Source organism: Streptomyces sp. TRM68367 (genome assembly GCF_014495685.1).
GTDB lineage: Bacteria > Actinomycetota > Actinomycetes > Streptomycetales > Streptomycetaceae > Streptomyces.
Genome location: NZ_JACTVI010000101.1, coordinates 1 through 18,593, shown reverse-complemented (window position 1 = coordinate 18,593; position 18,593 = coordinate 1). Strand labels below are relative to the sequence as shown.

At 70.7% G+C, this 18,593-nt stretch carries 16 protein-coding genes and 2 pseudogenes; 11 read left to right on the top strand and 7 right to left on the bottom strand.

Annotated elements, in window-relative coordinates; all coding sequences use genetic code 11:
- Positions 1-57: 57 nt before the first annotated feature.
- On the bottom strand, positions 58-501 hold the full coding sequence (locus H8R17_RS37685; RefSeq protein ID WP_262505827.1) for an NUDIX domain-containing protein: 444 nt from the start codon (positions 499-501) through the stop codon (positions 58-60).
- Positions 502-1,309: 808 nt separating this feature from the next.
- Positions 1,310-2,476 (bottom strand): xylose isomerase, encoded by a 1,167-nt coding sequence (xylA, locus tag H8R17_RS37680; protein ID WP_187827717.1) that lies wholly within the window; start codon positions 2,474-2,476, stop codon positions 1,310-1,312.
- Positions 2,477-2,622: 146 nt separating this feature from the next.
- Between xylA and xylB the strand changes: the two genes are divergently transcribed.
- The 11 genes and pseudogenes from xylB to H8R17_RS47860 all read left to right on the top strand — a co-directional run bounded on the left by xylB (position 2,623) and on the right by H8R17_RS47860 (position 11,856).
- Positions 2,623-4,062 (top strand): xylulokinase, encoded by a 1,440-nt coding sequence (gene xylB, locus H8R17_RS37675; protein ID WP_187827716.1) that lies wholly within the window; start codon positions 2,623-2,625, stop codon positions 4,060-4,062.
- Between the two features lie 14 nt (positions 4,063-4,076).
- Positions 4,077-5,285: an ROK family transcriptional regulator gene (locus H8R17_RS37670; protein ID WP_187827715.1), complete on the top strand. Its 1,209-nt coding sequence runs from the start codon at positions 4,077-4,079 to the stop codon at positions 5,283-5,285.
- 335 nt (positions 5,286-5,620) lie between these two features.
- A pseudogene (locus H8R17_RS37665) lies at positions 5,621-5,878 on the top strand (acetamidase); the annotation flags it as partial.
- 157 nt (positions 5,879-6,035) lie between these two features.
- Positions 6,036-7,358, top strand: coding sequence for a GAF domain-containing protein (locus H8R17_RS37660; protein ID WP_187827714.1), 1,323 nt, complete (start codon positions 6,036-6,038; stop codon positions 7,356-7,358).
- Between the two features lie 58 nt (positions 7,359-7,416).
- Entirely contained in the window at positions 7,417-8,940 is a 1,524-nt protein-coding gene (locus H8R17_RS37655) for an aldehyde dehydrogenase family protein (protein WP_187827713.1), read from the top strand.
- A 260-nt stretch (positions 8,941-9,200) separates the two neighbouring features.
- Complete coding sequence (locus tag H8R17_RS37650) at positions 9,201-9,293, top strand: hypothetical protein (protein ID WP_187827712.1); 93 nt, start codon at positions 9,201-9,203, stop codon at positions 9,291-9,293.
- 54 nt (positions 9,294-9,347) lie between these two features.
- Positions 9,348-10,088 carry a Gfo/Idh/MocA family oxidoreductase gene (locus tag H8R17_RS37645; RefSeq protein WP_316959648.1) on the top strand — a complete coding sequence of 247 codons (741 nt, stop codon included), beginning with the start codon at positions 9,348-9,350 and terminating at the stop codon, positions 10,086-10,088.
- 10 nt (positions 10,089-10,098) lie between these two features.
- The gene (locus tag H8R17_RS47875) at positions 10,099-10,356 is read left to right on the top strand and encodes a hypothetical protein (protein ID WP_262505826.1); all 258 of its coding nucleotides are present in this window, start codon (positions 10,099-10,101) and stop codon (positions 10,354-10,356) included.
- A gap of 66 nt (positions 10,357-10,422) precedes the next feature.
- Positions 10,423-10,569 (top strand): annotated as a pseudogene (locus H8R17_RS49535) (TetR/AcrR family transcriptional regulator); the annotation flags it as partial.
- A 346-nt stretch (positions 10,570-10,915) separates the two neighbouring features.
- Entirely contained in the window at positions 10,916-11,065 is a 150-nt protein-coding gene (locus tag H8R17_RS47865) for a hypothetical protein (protein WP_262505824.1), read from the top strand.
- Entirely contained in the window at positions 11,062-11,856 is a 795-nt protein-coding gene (locus H8R17_RS47860; RefSeq protein WP_262505823.1) for a VC0807 family protein, read from the top strand. The genes H8R17_RS47865 and H8R17_RS47860 overlap by 4 nt, the downstream gene beginning before the upstream one ends.
- 218 nt (positions 11,857-12,074) lie before the next feature.
- On the opposite strand, the gene H8R17_RS37635 is transcribed toward H8R17_RS47860, so the two are convergent.
- The 5 genes from H8R17_RS37635 to H8R17_RS37615 form a co-directional block, all read right to left on the bottom strand.
- A complete protein-coding gene (locus H8R17_RS37635; protein WP_187827710.1) occupies positions 12,075-13,127 on the bottom strand; it encodes a proline racemase family protein in 1,053 nt (350 codons plus the stop codon).
- A gap of 257 nt (positions 13,128-13,384) precedes the next feature.
- Complete coding sequence (locus tag H8R17_RS37630) at positions 13,385-14,896, bottom strand: aldehyde dehydrogenase family protein (RefSeq protein ID WP_187827709.1); 1,512 nt, start codon at positions 14,894-14,896, stop codon at positions 13,385-13,387.
- Positions 14,897-14,898: 2 nt separating this feature from the next.
- Complete coding sequence (locus tag H8R17_RS37625) at positions 14,899-15,945, bottom strand: ornithine cyclodeaminase family protein (RefSeq protein WP_187827708.1); 1,047 nt, start codon at positions 15,943-15,945, stop codon at positions 14,899-14,901.
- A 17-nt stretch (positions 15,946-15,962) separates the two neighbouring features.
- The gene (gene dapA, locus H8R17_RS37620; protein ID WP_187827707.1) at positions 15,963-16,862 is read right to left on the bottom strand and encodes a 4-hydroxy-tetrahydrodipicolinate synthase; all 900 of its coding nucleotides are present in this window, start codon (positions 16,860-16,862) and stop codon (positions 15,963-15,965) included.
- A gap of 106 nt (positions 16,863-16,968) precedes the next feature.
- Positions 16,969-18,357, bottom strand: a complete 1,389-nt coding sequence (locus H8R17_RS37615; protein ID WP_187827706.1) for an NAD(P)/FAD-dependent oxidoreductase — start codon at positions 18,355-18,357, stop codon at positions 16,969-16,971.
- Positions 18,358-18,593 lie beyond the last annotated feature (236 nt).

The window sequence follows — 18,593 nt, the reverse complement described above, 5'->3', positions numbered from 1 at the left end:
GTCCGGGACCGTGGTGCTCCCGAGTCACAGGAGTGACCGTCTTGGGCGGCCCCTGGCCTACGACGCCACGAGGCCGCCCCGCCTCAGCAGCGGCAGGACGTGGTCCCTGAGGGCGGGCGAGAGCCGGACGTCGCGTTCGTGGCCGGAGATCCAGCGCAGGTCGGCCAGTTCGGCGGCGAGCCGGGGGGTGCGGTCGATGCGGGCCTCGAAGACCGTCAGCTTCATGGGCACGCCCTCCAGGGCCGCCACGGACTCGACGTCGGCCAGGACCCGCGGCTCCAGCGGCTCGACGCCCAACTCCTCGTCCAGCTCCCGCAACAGGGTCTGCACCGGTTCCTCGCCCGCGTCGGGCTTGCCGCCGGGCAGGTAGAAGACGTCCGGCGCGGCCTGCTTGCTCACGACCAGCAGGCGGCCCTCCTGCACGATCACGGCCGCCACCACGGTCATCGTCTCGGCCTCGCCGGGCATGTGCGGACCGGCCGCGTCTTCGTCCTGTGCCATGCGGGCCATCCTCTCAGGACCCCGGCGGCACTCGACTCCACCCCGGCGACGCTGCCGCACCCGCGCGCTACGGCAGCCCCTCGCCCAGGGACGGCAGCAGCGATCCGAGGTCGCTCGGCAGGTCGCTGGGGAATCCCGAGGCAGGGACGGCAGATCACTCGGCAACGCGGTCGGGAGGCCGGGCGACGGCGAGCGGCTCGGGCTCGCGCTGCTCCCGGCGGGCGGCTCGCTGTCCGGGGAGTCGTCGCCGGACGCCATCAGTACCACGGCGCCGACCGCCACGGCCGCGACGATCTCGGCGAGGAGGATCAGCTGCGGATTCCGGCGCCTGCGGGGGCCGGGACGCCCACCCGGGTGGGCCGGCGGGGACGGCGGCCCACCCGCCGTGAGTGGGCGGTCCGAAGCCGCCGCCGGCAGGCGGCGCGTCCTCCGGCGGCCCGGGCGGCTGGGGCGGTACGGGAGGAATGGACATACCGCCCAGGCTCGCCCCGGGACGGTCACGGGGGAGCCCCGCGCGGAGGTTGCTACGGGCTCATGGCATGGATCGCACGATTCCGGAGCATTCCGCGCGGGGAGCGCGCCGCGGGGCGACGCGTACGGCGGTTGCCGCGCGATACGGACGGGGTGTGCATGCCGACGGCCGGTCACGGCGCCCACGGAGGGCGCGCGCCGAGCGGCGACCGCCGGTGCCGGCCTGGTCGGCGATGTGCCATGCGCGCGTGAACGGACCGGCGCCCGGGCCATCGGCGGAGCGCCCACACGCACGCGTGTGGGCGCAGGATCAGTCCCCACGCGCGCGTAAGCGAGGTCAGCCACGTGCCCCCAGCAGGTGGTCCATGGCGAGTTGGTCGAGGTGTTCGAAGGCCATGCCGCGGGCGGCGGCGGCCTCGACGTCGAAGTCCTCGAAGGCCGACCGGTCGGCGAGCAGGGTGCTCAGGCCGTCGGCGGCGGTGGGCTGGGCCAGCTCATCGAGCCGGGCCGCGCGCAGGGCCTGCTGCACCTCCGGGTCGGCGCGGAAGGCGGCGGCGCGGTCCTTGAGGATGAGGTAGTTGCGCATGCAGCCCGCCGCCGAGGCCCACACGCCGTCGAGGTCCTCGGTGCGCGGGGGCTTGAAGTCGAAGTGCCGCGGACCGCTGTAGCCGGCCGATTCGAGCAGGTCGACGAGCCAGAACGCGGCGCGCAGGTCGCCGGCGCCGAAGCGCAGGTCCTGGTCGTACTTGATGCCGGACTGGCCGTTGAGGTCGATGTGGAACAGCTTGCCCGCCCACAAGGCCTGGGCGATGCCGTGCGGGAAGTTCAGCCCGGCCATCTGCTCGTGCCCCACCTCCGGGTTGACCCCGTACAGCTCCGGGCGCTCCAGGCGCTCGATGAAGGCCAGCGCGTGCCCGACGGTGGGCAGCAGGATGTCGCCGCGCGGCTCGTTCGGCTTGGGTTCGATCGCGAAGCGCAGGTCGTAGCCCTGCTCGGTGACGTACTGGCCGAGCAGGTCGAAGGCCTCCTTCATCCGCTGCAGCGCGTTGCGCACGTCCTTGGCGGCGCCGGACTCGGCGCCCTCCCGCCCGCCCCAGGCCACGTACACCGTCGCGCCCAACTCGACGGCGAGGTCGATGTTGCGGATGGTCTTGCGCAGGGCGTAGCGGCGCACCTCGCGGTCGTTGGCGGTGAACGCGCCGTCCTTGAAGACGGGGTGGGTGAACAGGTTGGTGGTGGCCATCGGCACCTTCATGCCGGTGGCGTCCAGAGCCTGCCGGAACCGCTTGACACACGCCTCACGCTCCGTGTCGGAAGCACCGAACGGGATCAGGTCGTCATCGTGGAAGGTCACCCCGTAGGCACCCAGCCCGGCCAGGCGCTGCACTGTCTCGACCGGGTCCAGGGCACGCCGCGTGGCGTCGCCGAAGGGATCACGCCCCTGCCAGCCGACGGTCCACAACCCGAAGGTGAACCTGTCCTCAGGGGTGGGCTGGTAGCTCATGCCGCGGCTCCTTGCTCGATCGGACTATTTCGTCATGGCCATTTACAAATTAGTATGCGAACGCATCCCTGGGAAGAGAGAAGCTGTCTCCGGGAGCACATCCGGAAGAGCACATCCCGCTGAGCCGCGGAAGAGGGAGTAGCCCGATGTCAGCAGCCGAGGGTCCGCTCGTCGTCGGCGTGGACACGTCCACGCAGTCCACCAAGGCGCTGGTCGTCGACGTGGCCACGGGGCAGGTCGTCGCGAGCGGCCAGGCGCCGCACACCGTGTCCTCCGGGGCCGGGCGCGAGAGCGACCCACGCCAGTGGTGGGACGCCCTGTGCGATGCCCTGCGCCAGTGCGGTGACGCGGCGCACGAGGCCGCCGCGGTGTCGATCGGCGGACAGCAGCACGGTCTCGTCACGCTGGACGCGCAGGGCGAGCCCGTGCGCCCGGCCCTGCTGTGGAACGACGTGCGCTCGGCGCCGCAGGGCCGCCGGCTGACCGAGGAGCTGGGCGGCGCGAAGTTCTGGGCCGAGCGCACCGGTTCCGTCCCGGCCGCCTCCTTCACGGTCACGAAGTGGGCCTGGCTGGCCGAGCACGAGCCGGACGCCGTCCGCGCCACCAAGGCCGTGCGCCTCCCCCACGACTACCTCACCGAGCGGCTGACGGGGCAGGGCACGACGGACCGCGGCGACGTCTCCGGCACGGGCTGGTGGGCGTCCGGGTCCGAGTCGTACGACGCCGAGATCCTCGGGCACGTCGGCCTCGATCCGGCGCTGCTCCCCCGGGTGGTCCGGCCCGGCGAGGTGGCCGGCACGGTGCGCGACAGCCACGGCCTGCCGTTCTCCAAGGGCACCCTGGTCGCGCCCGGCACGGGTGACAACGCCGCCGCCGCGCTGGGCCTCGGGGTGCGCCCCGGCACGCCGGTGATGAGCCTCGGCACGTCGGGCACGGTGTACGCGGTGTCGCAGCGGCGGCCCGCCGACCCGACCGGCACAGTGGCGGGCTTCGCCGACGCGCGCGGCGACTGGCTGCCGCTGGCCTGCACCCTGAACTGCACGCTCGCCGTCGACCGGGTCGCGACCCTGCTGGGCCTGGACCGCGACGCCGTGGAGCCCGGCACCGCCGTCACCCTCCTGCCCTACCTGGACGGCGAGCGCACCCCGAACCTGCCGAACGCCTCCGGGCTGCTGCACGGGCTGCGCCAGGACACGACCGCCGGCCAGCTGCTCCAGGCCGCGTACGACGGTGCCGTGCACTCGCTGCTGGGCGCGCTGGACCTGGTCCTGGACGAGGACGCCGACCCCTCGGCCCCGCTGCTGCTGATCGGTGGCGGCGCCCGGGGCGCGGCCTGGCCGCAGACGGTGCGGCGGCTGTCCGGGCGCCCGGTCCAGGTGCCCGAGGCGAAGGAGCTGGTCGCGCTGGGCGCGGCGGCGCAGGCGGCCGGGCTGCTGACCGGGGAGGATCCGGCCGCGGTGGCCCGGCGCTGGAACACGGCGCACGGTCCGGTGCTGGAGGCGGTGGAGCGGGACGAGGAGACGCTGTCCCGGATCGCCGGGGTGCTCTCCGACGCGGCCCCGCTGCTGGAGCGGCACGCGGACTGAGGACGGGACCGGGCATGACCGCACCGCTGCACGAGACACACCCGGCCGGTCCGGGGCGCGCGACGCCGGACACCCAGCAGGGCATGCGCCGCCGCAACCTCGCGCGCGTGATGCACGCCGTCAGCGCCGAGGGGCCGCTGTCGCGCGCCGCCGTGGCGTCCCGCATCGGGCTCACCCGTGCGGCGGTGTCGACGCTCGTCGACGAGCTGATCCGGGCCGGCCTGATCGAGGAGCTGGGCCCGGAGCGGCCCGGCCGGGTGGGCCGCCCCGGCTCGGCGCTCGCCGTCAGCGGGCACGGTCCCGCCGGGATCGGCGCGGAGATCGGCGTCGACCACCTCGCGGTGTGCACGGTCGACCTGCGCGGGCGGGTGCGGGCGCGGGCGGTGCGGCGCGGTGTGAACCGGGGGCGCACGCCCGAGCCGGTGCTCAAGGAGCTCACGGAGCTGGTGCGCGGGGTCGTCGCCGAGGCGGAGGGCGAGGGCCTGTGGCCGGCGGGGCTCGCCGTGGCCGTGCCGGGTCTGGTTGCGCGCGACGCCCGTACCGTCGTACGCGCACCGAACCTGGACTGGCGCGACGCGGACCTCGGTGCCCTGCTGCCCGAGGGGTTCGCACTGACCGCGGACAACGAGGCGAACTTCGGCGCGCTCGCCGAACTCTGGCTCGGCGAGGGCACTCCGCGTGACTTCGTGCACGTGTCGGCAGAGATCGGCATCGGTGCGGCGGTGGTCGTGGACGGGCGGCTGCTGCGCGGAACGCGCGGATTCGCGGGCGAGTTGGGGCACATGCCGGTCCGTCCGGACGGACCGGAGTGCGCGTGCGGCGGGCGCGGCTGCCTGGAGCAGTACGCCGGTGAGGACGCGGTGCTGCGCGCGGCCGGTCTGGAGCCGGGCGAGGACCGCGTCGGCCTGCTGGCGGGGCGCGCGGCGGCCGGCGACGAGGCCGTACGGCGCGCCCTGGCCGACGCGGGCACGGCGCTCGGCATCGCGCTCACCGGGGCGGTCAACCTGCTGGATCCCGAGGGTGTTGTGCTGGGCGGGGCGCTGTCCGGACTCGCGCCGTGGCTGCTGCCGTCGCTGCGGGAGGAGCTGGCACGGCGGACGGCGGGACCGGCATGCCCCGTGTCCGTGTCACGCCTGGGCCCCGAGGGACCGCTGCTGGGCGCCGCGCACGCGGTGGTACGAGCGGTACTGGACGACCCGGCCGCCGTCGCGGAACGGGTCTGATCGACGGGGCCGGCAGCGCCGCGCCGCGCGAGTCCGTGCGGTCCCGGTCGGTGGGGCGCCGAATGGCGCGGGTCTCGGCCCTGGTCCGTGGAACGCCGAACGGCGCGGGTCCGGACCCCGGCCCATGAAACGCGAACGACGCGGCTGTGAGCCCCGGCCTGTGGGAAGCCGAACCTCAATCACCCGATCAGGTGGCCGAGTTGTCCACAGTCCGGCGGCCGTCCACCGAAGCACCTCGTCCGCTTCTGCCCACCCGGCAGGCGCCGTACCGTGATGCACGCGCCGCCTCTCGGCGATCACCCACCTGCCTCCGCAAGAAACGGAGCTGTGCAGCGATGAGCGACCCCCGGATCCTGACCGTGCGGCCCGAACCCGGCGAGTACGCCTGGACGTTCGGCGGCGCGCCGCCCGTCGCGCGGATCACGCCCGGCACGGTCCTCGACCTGTACACGGAGGACTGCTTCGCCGGCCGGGTGCGGTCCGAGAAGGACCTGGTGTCCGAGGTGTGCGAGTTCCCCTTCCTCAACCCCCAGACCGGCCCCTTCCACGTGGAGGGCGCGGAGCCGGGCGACACGGTCGCCGTGCACTTCGTGCGGCCACGCTGCGCGGGTGAGGCCGCACAAGCGCTCGGGCTCCGGGGTGGGACGGCGAGCTCACCGTTCGTTCGGATGACCCTGGTCGAAGAGGTTGTCCCCGCGCACACCCGGAGTGACGATGTCCCCAGCCGCATCGCCGTCCGGGGAGGCCGAGTTGACCGATCCATGGGTGGCTCTGGAGCGGGGAGCCGACCCCGCCGAGCGCGCACGGATGCTGCGCCGCGCGCATGAGACGTTCACCGAGGCGGGCACAGTGCCGCGCCCGGTGCGTTCCGTGGTGGCCGACTCGTGGCGGCGTTCGGCCCGGGCGGGCGTCGGGCCGGACGGCACGGCGAGCGTGGAACTCGTGGACGGCGACCTCGGCGCCTACCGCGCGGAGCATCCGCTGGCGCGGGTGATGCCGCTGGTCCGGGAGCTGCTCGGCACGTTCGCGGCCGACGGCGCGCACCTGCTCGCGGTGTGCGACGCGCACGGCAGGCTGCTGTGGGTCGAGGGCGATCCGGCCACCCGGCGCCGGGCGGGGCGAATGAACTTCGTGCCGGGCGCGCGGTGGGCGGAGGCGGCGGTCGGCACGAACGCGCCGGGTACCGCGGTCGCCCTGGACCATCCGGTGCAGGTCTTCGCGGCCGAGCACTTCATCCGGCGGGTGCAGCCGTGGACGTGCGCGGCGGCGCCGGTGCACGATCCGCGCACCGGGCGGGTGCTCGGCGCGGTCGACATCACCGGCGGGGACGGGCTCGCGCATCCACACAGCCTGGGCTTCGTGCAGGCGGTGGCCCGGGCCGCCGAGTCGCAGCTGGCGCTGCTCACCCCGGAGCGGACCGCGGTCGACGCGGCGGAGCTGAGCGCGCTCGGCCGCGACGAGGCCCTGCTGGTCACCGGCGGCCGCAGGATCAGGCTGAGCCGCAGGCACAGCGAGATCCTGGTGCTGCTGGCCCGCCACCCGGAGGGGCTGACCGGCGACGAGTTGCTGTGCGCGCTGTACGAGGACGAGTCGGTGACGCCGGTGACGCTGCGGGCCGAGCTGGCCCGTCTGCGCCGGATTCTCGGGCCCGGCCTGCTGGCGTCGCGGCCGTACCGGCTCACGGTGCCGGTCGAGTCCGACGTGGCCGTGGTCGAGCGGCGCCTGGAGAGCGGCGCGGTGACGGCGGCCGCGACGGCGTACGCCGGCCCGCTGCTGCCCGGCTCCGCCGCCCCCGCGGTCGTACGGCTCAGGAGGCGGCTGGCCGACGGGCTCCGTACGGCGCTGATCGCCCGCCGCGACCCGGACCTGCTGGCCGACTGGGCGCACGCGCCGTGGGGCGAGGACGACCTGGACGTGTGGCGGGCGCTCACCGCGACACGGCCGACGCCGACGGTGCGGGCCCGGCTCGCGGCGCTGGAGTCCGAGCTGGCGGCACCGGATGCGTGGCCGTGTCCGGCGGTGCGCCGACGGGTCCTGCCGGACGCAACGTCGTTGCAACCTCCCGCCCCCTAGCGTCCCCCGGGAGAGCTGCCCAACGGCGGGCAGCGCGGCACCGGGAGGCAGACCCAGCATGACCCGTTACGCGGCGCCCGGCAGCGAGGGCGCGATCGTCTCCTATCAGGCGCGCTACGACCACTTCATCGGCGGCGAGTACGTGCCGCCGCTGCGCGGGCAGTACTTCGAGAACCCGTCCCCGGTGAACGGGCTGCCGTTCACCGAGATCGCGCGCGGCACGGCGGAGGACGTGGAGCGGGCGCTCGACGCGGCGCACGCGGCCGCCCCCGGGTGGGGCCGTACGCCGGTGACCGAGCGCTCCGACATACTGCTGAAGATCGCCGACCGCATGGAGGCGCATCTGGAGCCGTTGGCGGTGGCCGAGAGCTGGGAGAACGGCAAGCCGGTGCGCGAGACGCTGGCCGCCGACATCCCGCTGGCCATCGACCACTTCCGCTACTTCGCGGGCGCGATCCGCGCGCAGGAGGGCTCGCTCGGCGAGCTCGACGACGACACCGTGGCGTACCACTTCCACGAGCCGCTCGGGGTGGTCGCGCAGATCATCCCGTGGAACTTCCCGATCCTGATGGCGACGTGGAAGCTGGCGCCCGCCCTCGCCGCGGGCAACGCGGTGGTCATCAAGCCCGCCGAGCAGACCCCGGCATCCATCCACTACTGGCTGAGCCTGATCGCGGACCTGCTGCCGCCGGGTGTGGTGAACGTCGTCAACGGCTTCGGCGTGGAGGCGGGCAAACCGCTGGCGTCGAGCCCGCGGGTGGCGAAGGTGGCGTTCACGGGCGAGACCACGACGGGGCGGCTGATCATGCAGTACGCCTCGGAGAACATCAAGCCGGTCACCCTCGAGCTCGGCGGCAAGTCGCCGAACATCTTCTTCGACGACGTCTGGGCCGCGAACGACGACCTCCGGGACAAGGCGCTCGAAGGCTTCACGATGTTCGCGCTCAACCAGGGCGAGGTATGCACCTGCCCGTCCCGGGCACTGGTCCAGCGCGGCCACTACGCCGAGTTCGTCGAGGCCGCGGTCGCCCGCACCGAACTGATCAAACCCGGGCACCCCCTCGACACCGGCACGATGATCGGCGCCCAGGCGTCCAACGACCAGCTGGAGAAGATCCTCTCCTATCTGGATATCGGCCGGCAGGAGGGCGCCCGGGTCCTCACGGGCGGCGAACGCATCGAGTACGACGGCGAGTTGAAGGGCGGCTACTACGTCCAGCCGACGATTTTCGAGGGCGACAACCGGATGCGGATCTTCCAGGAGGAGATCTTCGGGCCGGTGGTGTCGGTGACGTCCTTCGACGACTTCGACGACGCCATGAAGCTCGCCAATGACACGTTGTACGGGCTGGGCGCCGGTGTGTGGACGCGGGACATGAACACCGCGTACCGCGCGGGCCGCACGATCCAGGCGGGCCGCGTGTGGACCAACTGCTACCACGCGTATCCGGCACACGCGGCATTCGGCGGCTACAAGCAGTCCGGGATCGGCCGTGAGACGCACAAGATGATGCTGGAGCACTACCAGCAGACGAAGAACCTGCTGGTGTCGTATTCCCCGAAGCAGCTGGGGTTCTTCTAGACGCCCGAAAGAAGGCGCCTGACCTGGTCTTTTACCGGTCAGGCGCCTCTCACTCAGCCGATTCACGGCCAGATCATCACCCTGGAGCGCTTCGCCGCCGGCGACGACCTGGAGACGGCGTTCGACGCCGCCGCGCACCTGCCCGCAGCGGATCAGCCGCCCTATCTCGCCGAGGTCCTCCGCCGGCGTTCGGCCGGGGCGCTGTACGACACGGTGCTGTCGGAGGAGGGGGGCGTTTTCTGCACGCGCGGAGCCGCTACATGATCATTGAGGTGGAGGAGGACTTCCCCGCCTCGGCCGCAGAGGACTTCCGTTGGGTGACACCATGGCAACTGGACGCACTGCTGAAGTGACAGCCATCATCTGAACGTGCAGGCCAGGACTTTGGCCGCGGCACTGCGGACGCTGTGACGGACCGGGCAGTCCGTCCGCTGCGGCTGGGCGCGCTCGGCACCTCGTCCATCGCGTGGCGCCGCACGCTGCCCACCGCCGTGCGCGTACCCGAGGTTGACCTGGTGGCCCTCGCGGGGCGGTCCGCCACAAAGGCGCATGGTTTCGCCGCACAGTTCGGCTGCGCGGCGGAGTCCGGCTTCGACGCCCTGCTCGAGCGATCGGACGTGGAGGCGGTGTACATCTCCCTGCCCACCGCGCTCCACCACCCGTGGGCGGCTAAGGCGATACGGGCGGGCAAGCACGTCCTGGTGGAGAAGCCGATCGGAGTGGACGCCCGCGAGGCTCGGGAGTTGTGCGCCCTCGCCGAGCAGCACGACGTGGTGTTGCGGGAGAACTTCATGTTCCTGCACCATCCTCAGCACGACTTCGTGCGGGACCTGTTGGAGAAGGCCCGCCTTGGTTCACTCACTTCCTTCCATGCCGCCTTCTGCATCCCGCCGCTGTCCGCCGACGACATCCGGTACGCCGGCGACATGGGCGGCGGTGCCCTGCTGGACGTGGGGGTGTACCCGCTGCGGGCGGCCGGACTGCTTCTCGGACCGGGGGTCCGCGTGGCGGCATCGACGCTTCGGACCAGGGCGACGGACGGGCTGGACCTGTCGGGTCAGGCGCTGCTGGTGTCCCCCTCCGGAGTCCTGGCCGACATCGCCTTCGGCTTCGAACACGCCTATGCGTCCACACACCCTGTGGGGTGACCGTGCGCGGGTGACCGTGGACCGCGCCTTCACTCCTCCGCCGACGCACGAACCGGTGGTGCTGCTCGAGGAACAGGGGCACCAGGAGCGATTCACCCTTCCGGCCGCGGGCCAACTCGGCACCTGTCTCACCTCGTTCGCCGCGGCGGTGAGAGCGGAGGGCGCCGCCTCGGCGCGGGAGGCCGACCACAGACATGACGCCGTGGCAGCGATGGAGTTGGCCGACGAGATCCGCCGGAAAGCGGTACGCGTGACCGTCGGCCAATAAGGGGACCGGGCTGCCACTCGTCGGACGCACGGACAACCGACCGCATCATCACCATGATTTTGGAACATGAATTCAAAGACCAGGCGGCAGAATTCTCGTACCTTCACCCAAGAGGCCAGGAGGGCCCAGATAGTACAGGCAGCAATCGAGACAATCGCCGAGCTCGGATACCCCAGGACAACCTTCGAAGAGATCACCAGACGTGCCGGCCTCAGCAGCACCGGGATGATCTCCTATCATTTCGCCGGAAAAACGGAACTGCTCGCGGAGATCGTCAACACGATTCACGGAATCGCCGCAGAGACATGCCGATCCCACATCAGCGACAAAGATACCTACCGGGACAAGGTCGGCGCATACATCCAGGCCAACTTCGACTTCATTTCCAGGTACCCCATACACGCCAAGGCTCTGGCGGAAATCGCCGCACTCAAGCGCTGCCGGAAGATACATGGTCTTGAGAGCGTCGAGGGGCACGCCATGTCGGAGGACCGACTGGTCGACCTCCTCGAAGAAGGCCGCGCCGCCGGGGAGTTCGGGATATTCGACTCTCATGGCGATGGTGATACGCACGGCGATCGACGCACTTTTCCAGCGTCACCTCTCCCGCACCGGGCCCGCCCTCGACCGCTGCGCACAGGAGTTGACGGACATCTTCGACCATTACACACAGCCGGCCGCCGAACAAGCCCAGAAGGTGCTCCCTTGACGCCCTCCGCCGGCTCCCGGCCCGCCGAAGAACCACGCCGCGCCCCTTCCGACCCAGCAGACGGCGCGCCCACCCCTGCCCATGCCTCCCCCGACCGTCCTCCACCCGCCGAAGAGGCACAAGGCGCCGCGCGCTCCTCCTCGCCGGGCGGGGGCTTCCTGCTGACCGTCCTCTTCGACGTCGGGCTGCCGATCGGTCTCTACTACACGCTGCGTGGCGCGGGCTTCAGCGAGGTGTCCTCGCTCCTTCTCAGCGGCTCCGCCCCCGCCGTGCACACGCTCCACGGGTTCGTCAGAAAACGGGAGATCAACGCCATCGGCGTGTTCACCCTCTCCGTCCTGGCCGTGAGCGCTCTGGCCACCCTGCTGACCGCAAATCCCCGCGCCGCGCTGGCGCGCAACGGCGCCTTCACCGCCCTCGCCGCCGTCTGGCTGCTCCTCACTTTGTTCACGAAGCGGCCCGTCACGTATCAGGCGGCCAAGGCGATGCTGCCGCGCCGGAGCGCGGCACTGGAACACCTGCTCGCCACGGACCCGCCCTTCGTACGCGTGTGGCGAGGATTGACGGTGTTGTGGGGGTGCGGTCTCCTCGTGGACGCGGCCCTGCGCGTGGTGATGGCCTACACACTGCCCGTCGACACGGTGCCGGTGCTGGACGGCGTACTGTACGCCGTCACGTGGCTCGCACTGCAGGTCGTCACTCAGATCGCGCTGCATCGCAGTGGAACTCTGCGCAAGATCTTCGCCGACGATCCGTCGCCCGCCGCGCAGGCACGACAGCAAGGCAGATGACCGTGCCTGAGTCGCCGTGACCAGGACCAAAGGCGACAGGTCCAGTAGGTGGTCAGCCGGTCTTCCCGATCGCCTCAGAAGCCGTTTCACTGGTCAGCACTTAGGGCGGTGCGTGCACCACCAGCAGACGAAGAATCTGCTGGTGTCCCACTCGCCGAAGAAGCTGGGCTTCTTCTGGACACAGAAGGCCGCCGGCACTGGGACGCTCCGAGCGCTGCTCAGGCCCAGATGTCCCCGACGGTGAAGCCGTCGACGAACGGGTCGTCGGGGTCGAGCACGTGGGTGCTGTAACCGGAGATCCACGCCTGGCCGCCGATGGTCGGGACTACCGCCGTGTAGGGCCCGACCTGCACCTCCCGGATGAGTTCGCCGGTGTAGACGGTGCCGAGGACCCCCTCGTGGCGGAAGGGTTCGTTGAGCTTGAGGGCGCCCTTGGCGTGCAGGGTGGCCATCCGTGCGCAGGTACCGGTGCCGCACGGGCAACGGTCGACCGAGCCGGTCCACGTCGCGGGGTTGGAGAAGTCCACGGGCCCGCTCGCCATCGTCACCGCGTTCTTCATGTCGGCTGCCGGATTGTCGGTGGGGCCGGACAACTGAGAGATCGTGATTCCGATCCCCGGGTAGTCGGGGTGCTCGACCGGCAGCTGATCCTGGGCGGCCCGGAGGATGAGGGAGGAGACGCGGGTGATCTCCCGTCCGTGGGACGGGACCAGCTCCAGCCCGTCGAACTGCCGCACGTCCGCGATCACGTAGAACATGCCGCCCCACCCGACGTCGACGGTAACCCGGCCGAGTTCGGGGACGTCGATCACGGCGTCGTGGTGAGCGGCGAAGGCGGGGACGTTCTCGAAGGTCACTTGCTTGACCTTGCCGTCGCGGCACGCGGCCCTGATGCCGATGAGGCCCGCCGGGGCCTCGAGCTTGAACTCGGTGAAGGGCTCCTGCATGGGGACCATGCCGGTTTCGAGCAGGACGGTCGCGACGGCGATGGTGTTGCCACCACTCATCACGGGGTACTCGACCTGCTCCATGATGATGTAGCCGGCCGCGGCGTCGGGGTGTTTGGGCGGAACGATCAGGTTGCAGCACAGGGGCGGGTAGCCACGGGGCTCACGCAGCATGAGCGACCGGAGCCCGTCGTCATTCTGCTCGAGCCACTTCATCTGCTCGTAGACAGACCCGCCAGGGATGTTCGGGACTCCTCCCGTGATGACGCGCATCGGCTCGCCCGAGTGCGTCTCCACGGCATGGATCATTCGCTTGAAAGACATGGTGACTGACTTCCTTTGCTGCCTCTCGCTGGGCCACGGATGAAGTCGATCCCGGCCTCGGTGAGGGCCCAGCCAGGGCTCCGCTTCGTCCTTCCAGTTCTGCCGATTTCCGAACGCGGGTGCGCTGTCCCGGCTGACCAGGGCGCTGCCGCCGATCATGGTCAGCCCGACGCCGCGACGGGCCTTCTCGACGTGGTAGGCGCGGCAGCGGTCCTTGGGCAGGCCGTCCTCGCCGTAGACCGGCTCATGGAACGTACTCAGCGCCCGTGGTTGTGCATGACGTGTTTGGTGCGCGAGTAGTCGTCCAGGGCGTAGATCGACAGGTCCCGTCCATAGCCGGATCCCTTGAATCCACCCCATGGGGCTTCGCCGGCCAGCACGAGATGGGAGTTGACCCAGACGGTTCCGAAGTCGAGACGCGCGGCGATGTCGTGGCTGCGGCGGGCGTTCTCGGTCCACACGGACGCCGACAGACCGAGAGGAACGTCGTTGGCTCGCCGTACCGCTTCCTCCTCGTCGGCGAAGGTCTCGACCGTGACCACGGGTCCGAAGATCTCCTCGCGGGCGACTTCGGCGCCTTCGGGGAGGTCGACCAGCACGGTCGGGGCCACGAAATAACCGGGTCCCTCGATGGCCCCGCCTCCTGTCGCCACTCGGACGCCTTCGGTCTTCGCACGCTCCAAGTAGCCTGTGACACGGTCGAAGTGTGCCTTCGAGACCATGGGGCCGACCTCGACCTCCTCGCCGGAGGTCGGCTCACCGACGACCAGGGACCGGACCTCGCCCACGAGTTGCTCGACGAACCGCTCGGCGATCGATTCGTGGACGAGTACGCGGCAGGCGGCCCCGCATTCCTGGCCCGAGTTCCAGAAGCCGGCTTCGCGCAGTGCCGATGCCGTGGCCGCGAGATCGGCGTCCGGGAAGATCACCACCGGGGCCTTGCCGCCGAGTTCGAGGTGCACACGCTTGAGGGTGTCGGCGGCGGCCCGGGCGACGGCACGACCGCTGGAGACCGAACCGGTCAAGGCGATCATGTCCACGTCCGGGTGCTCGGCGAGCCGGGCACCGGCGACCGCGCCGTATCCGGTGACGACGTTCACCACTCCGGGCGGCAGGAGATCGGCGACGAGTTCGGCGAACTTCAGGGTCGTCAGCGGAGTCTGCTCGGACGGCTTGATGACCAGGGTGTTGCCGGCGGCGAGGATGGGCGCGATCTTCCAGGCAGCCATGAGCAGGGGGTAGTTCCACGGGGTGATCACGCCGATCACCCCGAGCGGTTCGCGCAGAATGACCGAGAGGTGGTTCTCGGCGTAGTCACCGGCGGCCAGGGAGGTGGTCGCGCGCAGTGCACCGGCCATGAAGCGGAAGGTGTCGATGGTCATGTCGACGTCGTCACGTGACACCGCGAGCGGCTTACCGGTGTTGGCCGACTCCAACCTGACCAGGAGGTCGGTGTTCTCCGCCAGTCGGTCGGCGATGGCGTGCAGTACTTCCGACCGCTCCTTGGGAACCAGCCGCGCCCACTGGTCCTTGGCCGCGACCGCGGCGGCCACCGCTCGGTCGATGTCGTCGGGGGTTCCCTCGGGAATCCGGGCGATGACGCTCTCCGTGCCCGGATCGATGACGTCGATGACGCGCTCGGTCGATCCGTCGAGGAACTTCCCGTCGGCGAAATGGCGGGCCGGAGGAAGGTCTGCCTCGGTGATCAGCGGCGGTGCGTCCGCTGCGCGGCGAACCGTGGCTGTCGTGAGGCCGGCGGCAGTGGTCATGATCAGTGACTCCTTGAGTGCAGTCGTGTGGAAGAGTCGGGTGAGGGTGGGCCGAGGTCGGGTGGCGTGGCCGCCGGCCAGTCCACACTCCGGCCGACGCCGTGTAGTTCGGCCTGCTGATAGACGCTCCAGGCCGCTGCCGCGTCCTGCACGCCGAGGCCGGCGCTGAGATACGTCATGATGTCGCCGTCGCTGCTGCGACCAGCCACGGCACCGGTCAGGACATGGCCGAGTTCGAGGACTTCCAGCTCCGCCGTGTCGCCCTGCGCCCGGTCGGCGACGAGCGGACCGCAGTTCTGTCGCGCCGTCGGTTCGTGATCGACGACGACGTGGTGGCTGGCGCGCAGGACGTCGGGTCCGATCTCGCAACGGTGCCGGTCGAAGGATCCGACCGCGACGACCGTGGCACCGGGTGGGAGCTGACCCGCGGTGAACAGTGGCTCGGTGGCCAGCGTGGCACAGACGATGACGTCGGCCTCGGCGATCGCGTCGCTCAGGGACTCCACCGGTTCGACGTCGAAGCCCTGCTCGCGCAGACGGCCGACGGAGACGTCGAGCGGTGATCCGGGCGGTGACCACATTCCGGTCCAGGCGTAGCCCCTGTCGCGGTGCAAAGCGGCGACGTGCGCCTGCCCCTGTACGCCGGACCCCAGTACGAGGAGGCGGGCCGCGTCCTTCCTGGCCAGGGCCTGGACCGCGACCGCACTCGCGGCGGCGGTGCGCAACGTGGTGATCGCTGTGCCGTCCATGAAGGCCAGGGGGACGCCGGTGTGGGGGTCGAGCACGGTGACCACGGCATGGATGGTCGGCCGGCCGGTTCCCGCGTTCCGGGGGTTGATGCTCCCGAACTTGCAGACAGGGCCGCTCCTGCGGTCGAGGCGGGAGGCGTAGCAGAAGACGGTGTCGGGGTCGTCGGCGTAGCCGCCCAGGATCTTCTCCGGCTGCCACGCCTCTTCCCGCGCGAGAGCGATGAACGCCGCCCGTTGGGAGGCGATCGCGGTGTCGATGTCGAACACGGAACGGACGTCGTACTCGTCGAGGAATCTCATGATTGCGGCGCCCTTCTTCAGCGTGACGCCGACAGCTGCGGCAGCGTCTCGATCAGGGAGGAGATCCTGGCGGTTGTGGCGGCGTCGAGGCCGAGCAGCGGCTCACGGGGCTCTCCGACGGGGAATCCGGCCGCGTACAGGGCGGCCTTGACCGCCGGAATGAACGGAGCGGACATGATCGCGTCCATCAGCGGGTAGATCCGCGCCCATTCGGCCTGCGCGCGTGCGAGGTCGCCGTCGCGCAACGCGCGGTGGATCGAGACGAGTTCGGCCGGCATCACGTTCGCGGTTCCTGCCATGACACCGGCGGCGCCCTCGGAGATCGCCTGCAGAAGGAGGCTGTCCCAGCCGATGAAGGTGGAGATGACGTCGCCGTAGCGGTGGATCAGCTGCCCGGCCTGAGCCATGTCGGCGCTGGTGTCCTTGATGTACTGGATGTTCTCGACCTCGCGGGCGAGCTGTCCGACGGTCTCCGGCGAGAGATTGACGCCGGTGGCCGCGGGCAGGTTGTAGAGCATGATCGGAATGTCCACGGCGTCAGCGACGGTGCGCAGGTAGCGCAGCGTCTCGTCGAGCGTCAGCGGCTCGTAGTACGGCGCGACCACCATCAGGACCGAAGCTCCGGCGGCCTGCGCGTGGCGGGACAGTTCGACGGCTTCCCTGGTGCTCACCGCACCGGTCTGCGCGATGACCGGCACACGTCCGGCGACCTGGTCGATGACGGTCTCGACCACCTGGCGCCGTTCCGCTCCGCTCATCGCCGCGAACTCACCCGTGGATCCACAGGCCACGACGCCGTCGACCCCGCCGTCGATGCTGCGGTCGACCAGGCGGCGCAGTGTCTTCTCGTCGATCTGCCCGTCCGACGCGAACGGCGAGGCGAGTGCGGTCAGGACACCGCTCAGCTGTGACGACATTCAGTCTCCTCAGGTGAAGCTGTGAGTAGGCATCCGCCGGGGCGTGGATGCCAGGCTCGTGGATGTGGCGCACCGGAGCTGTCGGGCTCCGGACAGGACAGGTGGCTTACGACGCTGCGCCCACCGGCGCCAGGCCGTGCGGGGTGGTCTGCCGGTCGGTGGCGAGCAGGCTCTGGGCCTCCTGGGCGGCCGACAGGCCGGTCTGGATCGCGGTCTCGGTGTAGAGGGTGCCGAGGTAGTCACCGGCCAGGAGCACCCTTCCGGTGCGGCGGGTCAGCGTCTGCTGCAGCTTCCCGCGGCCGGGGAAGCAGTAGGGCGCGCCTGTGGGCCAGCGCTGGATCTCGGCTTCGACGACCTTGTCGGCGAAGCCGGGCAGGGCCTGGTCCAGATCGTCGAGGTAGATCCGGCGGATCTTGTCGTCGTCATACTCCAGCAGTTCGCGCGCCAGACTGCCCGGTGAGAAGGTCATCAGGCTGCTGCCGGGCCGGCGTTCCACTTCGTAACCGTGCACGACGTTGGACATGTTCAGCGCAACGCTGAAGGACCGCTTCGGCGTCGCGATGCCGTAGGCGTCGTCCCAGACCTGGCGCCCGGTCTCGTTGCTGAGGAACGCAGCGCTCACGTAGGGGCCGTAGACGATCTTCGACAGGGCCTCGCGTACGTCACGGTCGAGATCGACGGCGACCCGGTGGCTGACGGTGGCGGGAGTGGCCAGGACCACGCAGCGCGCCTCGACATCCTGCTCGACGCCGTCCTCACGGTAACGGACCACTACGGAGCCGTTCTTCTGGACGATCTCGTCGACGGACGCGTTCAGCCGCACCCGGCCTGACAGGGCTGCGGCGATGCGCTCGGTGAGGGTGGACGGGCCGCCGACGATGCTCTGGGAGAGGCCCGCACCGATGTTCCACACCAGGCTGAAGTAGCCGACACCGGCGCCGGCCGAGAGTTGGTCGATGTCGGCGGCGGAGCGGGTCACCGTGGGCTTGAACAGGGCCTCGGCGTCCTCGGGCAGGTCGCCGATGAAGTCCTTGAAGGAACGGTCGTTCATGAAGTTGTAGATCCGCTGCTGGCGTTGAGCTTCGGTCTCGCCCCGCCGGCGCTGCACGATACGGGCGTAGCGGGCCACGGACAGGGCGACCTTGGCGCCCGCCTTGACCATGCCGACCCGCGCCGACATCAGCATCGGAATGCGGAACGGGTAGCTCTCCACCCGGCCCTTGAGCAGCAGTTTGCCGTTCATCGACAGCCCGGACAGCGAGCCGGGCACCGGTACCGAGTCAACTCCGGTGCTGTTCAGCAGCCACGACGTCGCCGAGTCCCCGTCAGCGTAGACGTGCCCGCCCCAGTTGAGCCAGTACGGTCCACGGCGCTCCGATCGAATGCGTCCGCCGAGCCGTCCCTCCGACTCGAGCAGGAGCGTGTCCCAGTGCCGCAACCGCCAGCCGGCGGCCAGTCCGGCGATGCCGCCTCCAACGATCACTACGTCCTTCACAGGTACCCTCCTGGACAATTGGCAGGTGAAGATGTCGGCTGCTCGGTGAGGTGTGCCGCGCGTTGTCCCGTCGACATGTCGGCCGATACGGCCACCAGGGCGCCGCCCGGGTCCGCCCGGGCCCCCACCGAGGGTGGGGGCCACCGGAGTGTTTCCGGCCTGCTTCGCTTACTTCAGCCAGGAGTCGACGAGAGACTTGTTCTTCGCGATCCACTCCTTGGCGGCTGCCTGTTCCT